Raw genomic sequence first — 6,341 nt, forward strand, 5'->3', positions numbered from 1 at the left:
CAGGAGTTCGGTATGAGTGAAGCAGTTGTTATCGTGGGCGCCAAGCGGACGCCGGTTGGTGCCTTCCAGGGTCAGTTTGCCGGCTTGACGGCACCGCAGCTGGCTGCCGTGGCGATCAAGGCGGCTGTCGCCCAGTCCGGCGTGAACGCGGACGACATCGATGAGGCGCTGATGGGTTGCTGCCTGATGGCCGGCCTGCGTCAGGCGCCGGCGCGACAAGCCGTGCTGGGTGCGGGGCTGCCAAAGTCGGTGCCGTGCACGACGCTGACCAAGATGTGCAGCTCGGCGCAGAAGACGGTCATGCTGGCGCACGATCAGTTGCTTGCCGGTTCGATCAATGTCGCCGTTGCTGGTGGCATGGAATCGATGACCAACGCCCCGCACGTGCTGACCAGTGCGCGTAGCGGTTACCGGCTTGGTCATGGGCAACTCTTCGACCACATGTTCCTCGACGGTCTCGAGGACGCCTACGAGCCGGGCAAACTGATGGGCGCCTTCGCCGAACTGTGCGTCGAGAAGTACGGTTTTACGCGCGAGGAAATGGACGCCTTTGCCATACAGTCGGTGACGCGTGCGCAGCAGGCGGTTACCGCCGGCGTCTTTGCGGCTGAAATCGCGCCGGTGACAGTCACCACGCGTAAGGGCGAAGAGACGATCGCGCTCGACGAGACGCCGATGAAGTGTGATGTTTCGAAGATTGCCAAACTGAAGCCGGCGTTCAAGCGCGATGGAGCGGTGACGCCAGCCAACTCGTCGTCGATTTCGGACGGTGCGGCGGCTTTGGTCCTGATGCGCGAATCGGATGCGAAGCGAGCGGGCCTCACGCCCTTGGCGCGCATCGCCGGCCACTCCACTTTTGCCCACGAGCCGGCCTGGTTCACCACGGCACCGGTCTTTGCCTTCAAGAAGCTGCTCGAGAAGACCGGTTGGCAGGCGGCCGATGTCGATCTGTGGGAAATCAACGAGGCGTTTGCTGCAGTAACGATGGCTTCGATGCGCGACCTGAACCTAGCGGCCGACAAGGTGAACGTCAACGGCGGTGCGTGCGCGCTCGGTCACCCGATTGGCGCCACGGGTTCTCGCATCCTGGTCACCTTGCTCTACGCGCTGAAGGCGCGTGGTCTGCAGCGCGGTATTGCCGGACTCTGCGCTGGCGGTGGTGAAGCCACCGCGATCGCCATCGAAGTTCTCTGATCGAGTCGCCAACGAGCGGTCCCGCCCCTTACCCAGGGGCGGGCAAGGAGTGAATCGGATGTTGATTGACAAGAAGCACATTGGCATGAAGGTGCCGCCACACTCGGTTACCCCGACGGCGTGGCAGTTGAAGTGGTTCGCCAAAGCCATCGGCGAGACGAACCCGATCTACTTTGACGAAGCAGCGGCGAGCCAGGCTGGCCTGCCCGGGGTGCTTGTTCCGCCGACGTTCTTTTTCTGCATGGACATGGACAAGGAACGTCCCTTCGACTACCTCGAAACGATGGGCTGCAATCTCGGCAAGATGTTGCATGGTGAGCAGTCGTTCATCTACCATAAACCGGTCTACTCGGGTGAGAAGCTCGATTTCGACGCAGAAATCACGGACATTTACGACAAGAAGAACGGCGCCCTGCAGTTCGTCGTCAAGGATGTCAAAGTGCGCCGCCAGGGTGAACTGGTCTGCGACGTACACAGCGTGATGGTGATTCGGGAATAGGGGAAACTGATGACAATGCCAAGTTTTGACGCGCTCAACGTGGGCGACGAGATCCCCTCGATGACGACAGACCCCGTATCTCGCCTGACGCTTGCCTTGTACGCGACGGGTTCGGGTGACCATCATCCGCTGCACCTGGACCAGGACTTTGTCCGCTCGCAGAAGATCGCGCCGGACGTTTTTGCCCATGGCATGCTGGGGATGGCGTACCTCGGGCGAGTGTTGACGCAGTGGGTGCCGCAAGCGTGCATCCGCAGCTTCGGGGTCCGTTTCAGCGCCATCACCTGGGTCGGCGAGCGGCTCGTGTGTACCGGCAAGGTGGTCGAAAAGCTGGAACGGAACGGGGAAAAATGTGTCCGTCTTGAACTGCTCTGCGCCAACGAGCAGGGTGAGGCAAAACACAAGGCAGATGCGGTTGTCGCCCTGGCCTGAGCGGCCAGGGAGCAGGGTATCTGTTCGGTGCGGCCGTCTTCGGACGGCCGCTGTCTAGTTGTAGTCTGTAAAGCACTCAGTCTACCGATGGGCATCCGCCGGCCAGGACGGTCGGCGTGTCCGATACACTGAAAGGAGATCGAAGGAGTGGAAAACAAGAATCCGAACGAGCAACTGAGCGGCGTCGTCAACGCTTGGGCTGAAATGCAGAAGCGCATGTGGGGCGATTGGTCCGCCATGCTGCAGAATCTCCCAGGGGGCAACGAGGGGCCCGTCGAAGCTGCTCGCAAAGGCATGGAAACCATCACCAAAGGTACGAACGAAGCAGCGCGTACACTGATGGATCGGATCACGAGCAGTCAGGGCGCGATGAATCGCGTGATGGATTTCTTCTTCCGTTCGATGAAGGTCGTTGCCCCGAATCTTGAGGCGAACAAAGACTGGCGTCCGGATCTCAAGGCGTTCGCCGACAATTGGGCGAAAGAATCGACCGCGATGCTGCAGCGCAGCCTGGGTATGGGCGCTCACCTGGGCAGCCTGGGCAACACGATGACCAAGGACCTGCCGAACGCAGTTGGGCCATGGATGTCGTTTCTGATCGAGGCGGCTTCCGCCGGCCATATGGGCGAAGCGATGCTCGGCGGAACAGCCGGACTGAGCCGCTTGCTGGCCATGGAAAGCGACGCCAGCGCACTGGCCGGAGTTGGCGAGATTCCGCATTTCGGCGTCTCGCGCGAAAAGAACGCCAAGATGATGCGCTTGGTCGACGCTGCGGTCGATCTGCGCAAGAGCAGCCTGAAGTTCCATACGGCTTTTGCCGAAGCGCTCGCCAAAGCGGTCGAAGCCACCGTCGAAGAACTGGGCAAAGTAGCTGCCAAAGGGGAAAAAATTACCGCTGTGCGCGACCTGATGCGCCTTTGGTATCGCACGGCCGATGCGTCCTTGCTCGTCACCTTCAACTCGCAGGAATTCCTCGACGTCCAGAACGAGTTCACCAAGGCACAGCAAGACTTCAAGCTCAAGCAGCGTGCGTTGGTCGAAGACGTTCTGCGTAACCTCGATATTCCGACGCGCAGCGAGATCGACCAGGCGTACAAAGTAATTCATGATATGAAAATGGAAATCAGGGCGCTCAAAAGGGAACTGGCTCCGCCGGCCCATGCGAAGGTTGGCGCTGCGCCGCGCAAGTCAGCCGCGACTCGGGCCAAGAGTGAGTGAGCGGCGTGCTCCGATACCGCGATGACCGCGCTGGCAAGCCATTAGACTATTAGGAGGGTGATACCCATGATGACATTTCCAATCCAGATTCTCCCCGCCGATCTTGCCGCCGAAGCTGCGGCGCTGAATGCGAAGCTGACCAAGGGTGTGGACCTGTTGAGCAGCCTTACCGACGAAGATGTCGATATCGGCAGTACGCCGAAGGATGTCATTTTCGAGCAGGACGGGATCCGCGTTTACCACTATCACCCGACCGTCGAAAAGTCGAAGATCATCAAGACGCCGCTCCTCATCGTTCCGCCGCTGATCAACGGCTACGAGGTAGCCGACCTGCAACCGGATCGCTCGGTGGTGCGCAACCTGCTCAACCAGGGGATCGATGTTTACCTGAACGACTGGGGTTATCCGCGCCCGGTTGACAAGCACCGCACCGTGGACGACTACATTAACGGCTACCTCGACGAGCACGTCGACTTCATCCGCCACTACCATGGCGTGGACAAGATCGCGCTCTTCGGCATTTGCCAGGGCGGCACGATTTCAACCACGTATTCGACGCTGCATCAGGACAAGATCAGCCACTTGACGCTGACCGTCTCGCCGATCGATTTCGACGCTTATCGCGCCAAGCACAAGCCGCACGAAGGGCTGATGTTCACCATGGGTGCGGATGCCGATGTCGACAAGATGGTTGCGGTGCACGGCAACGTTCCGGCAGACGTGCTCAATGTATCGTTCCTGATGGCGTCGCCGTTTATCCTCAACTTCGGGAAGTACGCCGACGTGATCGACATCCTGGATGATCGGCCGGCGCTGCTGAACTTCCTGCGCATGGAGAAATGGCTCTTTGGCGGCCCGGATGCGGTCGGCCAGACGTTCAAGGAGTTCATCCGCGACTTCCTGAAGGGGAACAAACTGGTCAAGGGAACGCTGGAAGTGGGCGGACGCAAGGTCGATCTGCAGGAGCTCAAGATTCCGATTCTCAACATCTTCGCCGAGAAGGACCACATCGTTCCACCGCCCTGCACCGTTGCTCTGGGCAAGCACGTGGGCAGCAAGGACTACACCGAGTTTGCCATCAATACCGGGCATATCGGGATCTACACCGGCGGCCTGGCGCAGAAGGTGCTGGCCCCGACGGTTGCCAACTGGATGCGCGAGCGGGGTGCCTGACCAGGGAAGTTGCGGCTGATCAGCCGCGGCTGTCGCGTTCGTCAGTGGTTGGCAACGCACAGCCGCGGTCACCCGAGCGGGCGCTCGACCAAAGCGCGGGTCCTGTATCCTTCAGGTGCGCGTCGCGGTCGGCGCCCGTTGCTTTTCCCGGTCGCGCGAACGCTAGTCGGTACGGCCGGCGAGAAGGAGACGCAGACCTTCAGGCGAGCAGAGCAGCGAGTTGCGCGTCCAGTTCGCTCAGGCGCTTGCGGCCATCCGCGTTGAGCGCGATCGCATCGCGCCAGTCTCCGAACAGTTGGCGCAGGCCATCCGCGTCCGGGCAGTTCTCGATGCGTGAAACGAGACTCGAAGCGGCAAGCCCGACAAAGGTGTCGAGCGTGTTGGTCATGAAGTTTCGGGCCATTGCCAGGCGTTCTGCCTCATCTTCGGGTATCGGCGGCATCGTGCGTGGTGGCGGGGCGGGAGGCGTTGCTTGGTCGACGATGACCTCACCGTCAGCGAAGACGTCGAGGAAATTTTCATCGATGACGGCCAGTCGGCTGGCCAGATCAGCGAGTTGCTTGCGGCCGTCGGCAGAAAGCCCGATGGCTTCGCGCCACGGCTTGGCCAAGGTGCGCAGATGTGCCAGATCGTGCGCGGCCTCAACATGGTTGATCAAGCTTGAAGCTGCGTGGCCGACGAAAGTAGCCAGGGTGTTGGTCATGAAGTTGCGCGCCATGTTCAGGCGCTGCTGTTCGATCGCCGAAAGAGGCGGCCGGCTGGCGGCGGCCGGCATCTCTTCCGCTTCCGGCGCAGTCTCCGGCCCGGCGCTGAGCGGGCTGTGCACCGGGGCGATGTAGCCCTCGTCAAGCAGCTGCTGGCAGATTTCGGGCAGGGTGTCGCCCGGTACCAGCTCGGCTAGCGCCGCCAGGTCGCGCTTTCCATCGATCAGGATCAGAACCCGTCGGGCGCGGACCGATAGCCGCTGCGTGCGCCTTTCGATCTCCTCGACGCCTTTCGGAGTCTTGCCGCAAATCGGAATTCTCGTCATGGGCTTCCTCTTACCGGGAACGAGCAACAGTTGCAGCACCTTCGCCCGTCGGTTGGCCAAGCGTCTGCCGCAAAGCCCGAGCGCGGCGCATCCCTTGGCAGAGCGCGCGAGTTTCTGCGACAAGACGGCAAGGACGGCAGTATAGGTGGCTGGTTTGGGCGCCGTCAATCGCGGCCGTCCGACCGATGTGTGCAGAACAGGCTCGCCAGCGCGCCTGGTGCTGTTCTATAATATGCGCCGGATAACAATACCGTTTGACAGTAGCCAGCTTGTGCGCGATAATCGCAGATTCCAGTGGAGGGATACCCAAGTGGTCAACGGGATCAGACTGTAAATCTGACGGCTCTGCCTTCGAAGGTTCGACTCCTTCTCCCTCCACCAAAAAAACGCTGCTGATGGTGATGTTGACTGATCGTGCTCCGGGTAATGGTTTTGCGGGTGTAGCTCAATGGTAGAGCTGAAGCCTTCCAAGCTTATGACGAGGGTTCGATTCCCTTCACCCGCTCCAGGCTGCGGCCGCAACATGCTTCCAGCGCCTTGCGTGACGCCCATGTAGCTCAGCGGTAGAGCACTCCCTTGGTAAGGGAGAGGTCGACAGTTCAATTCTGTCCATGGGCACCAACGTTTGGCGCCTAGATTCATTTCAACTTATTACGTCTTGAGGTACGGGTAATGGCCAAGGGAAAATTCGAACGTACGAAGCCGCACGTGAATGTGGGCACGATTGGGCACGTCGATCATGGCAAGACGACGCTGACGGCGGCGATTACGACGATTCTGGCGAAGAAGTATGGC

At 60.5% G+C, this 6,341-nt stretch carries 7 protein-coding genes and 3 tRNA genes; 9 read left to right on the forward strand and 1 reads right to left on the reverse strand.

The window, feature by feature from the left end; genetic code table 11:
- The first annotated feature begins 12 nt into the window (after positions 1-12).
- The 5 genes from Q1L59_RS09760 to phaC all read left to right on the forward strand — a co-directional run bounded on the left by Q1L59_RS09760 (position 13) and on the right by phaC (position 4,516).
- On the forward strand, positions 13-1,194 hold the full coding sequence (locus Q1L59_RS09760) for an acetyl-CoA C-acyltransferase (RefSeq protein WP_300331500.1): 1,182 nt from the start codon (positions 13-15) through the stop codon (positions 1,192-1,194).
- 58 nt (positions 1,195-1,252) lie between these two features.
- Positions 1,253-1,693, forward strand: coding sequence for a MaoC family dehydratase N-terminal domain-containing protein (locus Q1L59_RS09765; protein WP_300331502.1), 441 nt, complete (start codon positions 1,253-1,255; stop codon positions 1,691-1,693).
- 9 nt (positions 1,694-1,702) lie between these two features.
- On the forward strand, positions 1,703-2,125 hold the full coding sequence (locus Q1L59_RS09770) for a MaoC/PaaZ C-terminal domain-containing protein (protein WP_300331505.1): 423 nt from the start codon (positions 1,703-1,705) through the stop codon (positions 2,123-2,125).
- A 147-nt stretch (positions 2,126-2,272) separates the two neighbouring features.
- On the forward strand, positions 2,273-3,343 hold the full coding sequence (locus Q1L59_RS09775; RefSeq protein ID WP_300331509.1) for a poly(R)-hydroxyalkanoic acid synthase subunit PhaE: 1,071 nt from the start codon (positions 2,273-2,275) through the stop codon (positions 3,341-3,343).
- Between the two features lie 66 nt (positions 3,344-3,409).
- Complete coding sequence (gene phaC / locus Q1L59_RS09780) at positions 3,410-4,516, forward strand: class III poly(R)-hydroxyalkanoic acid synthase subunit PhaC (RefSeq protein ID WP_300331512.1); 1,107 nt, start codon at positions 3,410-3,412, stop codon at positions 4,514-4,516.
- Positions 4,517-4,715: 199 nt separating this feature from the next.
- Here the strand turns inward: phaC and Q1L59_RS09785 are convergent, their stop codons facing one another.
- Positions 4,716-5,546, reverse strand: a complete 831-nt coding sequence (locus tag Q1L59_RS09785) for a hypothetical protein (protein ID WP_300331515.1) — start codon at positions 5,544-5,546, stop codon at positions 4,716-4,718.
- A gap of 296 nt (positions 5,547-5,842) precedes the next feature.
- On the opposite strand from Q1L59_RS09785, the gene Q1L59_RS09790 reads away from it, so the two are divergent.
- From Q1L59_RS09790 to Q1L59_RS09805, 4 genes are all read left to right on the forward strand, one after another.
- Positions 5,843-5,927, forward strand: a tRNA-Tyr gene (locus Q1L59_RS09790).
- A 53-nt stretch (positions 5,928-5,980) separates the two neighbouring features.
- Positions 5,981-6,054, forward strand: a tRNA-Gly gene (locus Q1L59_RS09795).
- A 38-nt stretch (positions 6,055-6,092) separates the two neighbouring features.
- A tRNA-Thr gene (locus tag Q1L59_RS09800) sits at positions 6,093-6,167 on the forward strand.
- A 51-nt stretch (positions 6,168-6,218) separates the two neighbouring features.
- Positions 6,219-6,341 (forward strand): GTP-binding protein (locus tag Q1L59_RS09805; protein WP_300328532.1); only part of this gene is annotated, 123 nt, incomplete at its 3' end.

The sequence above is a fragment of the Accumulibacter sp. genome (genome assembly GCF_029255125.1).
Lineage (GTDB): Bacteria > Pseudomonadota > Gammaproteobacteria > Burkholderiales > Rhodocyclaceae > Accumulibacter.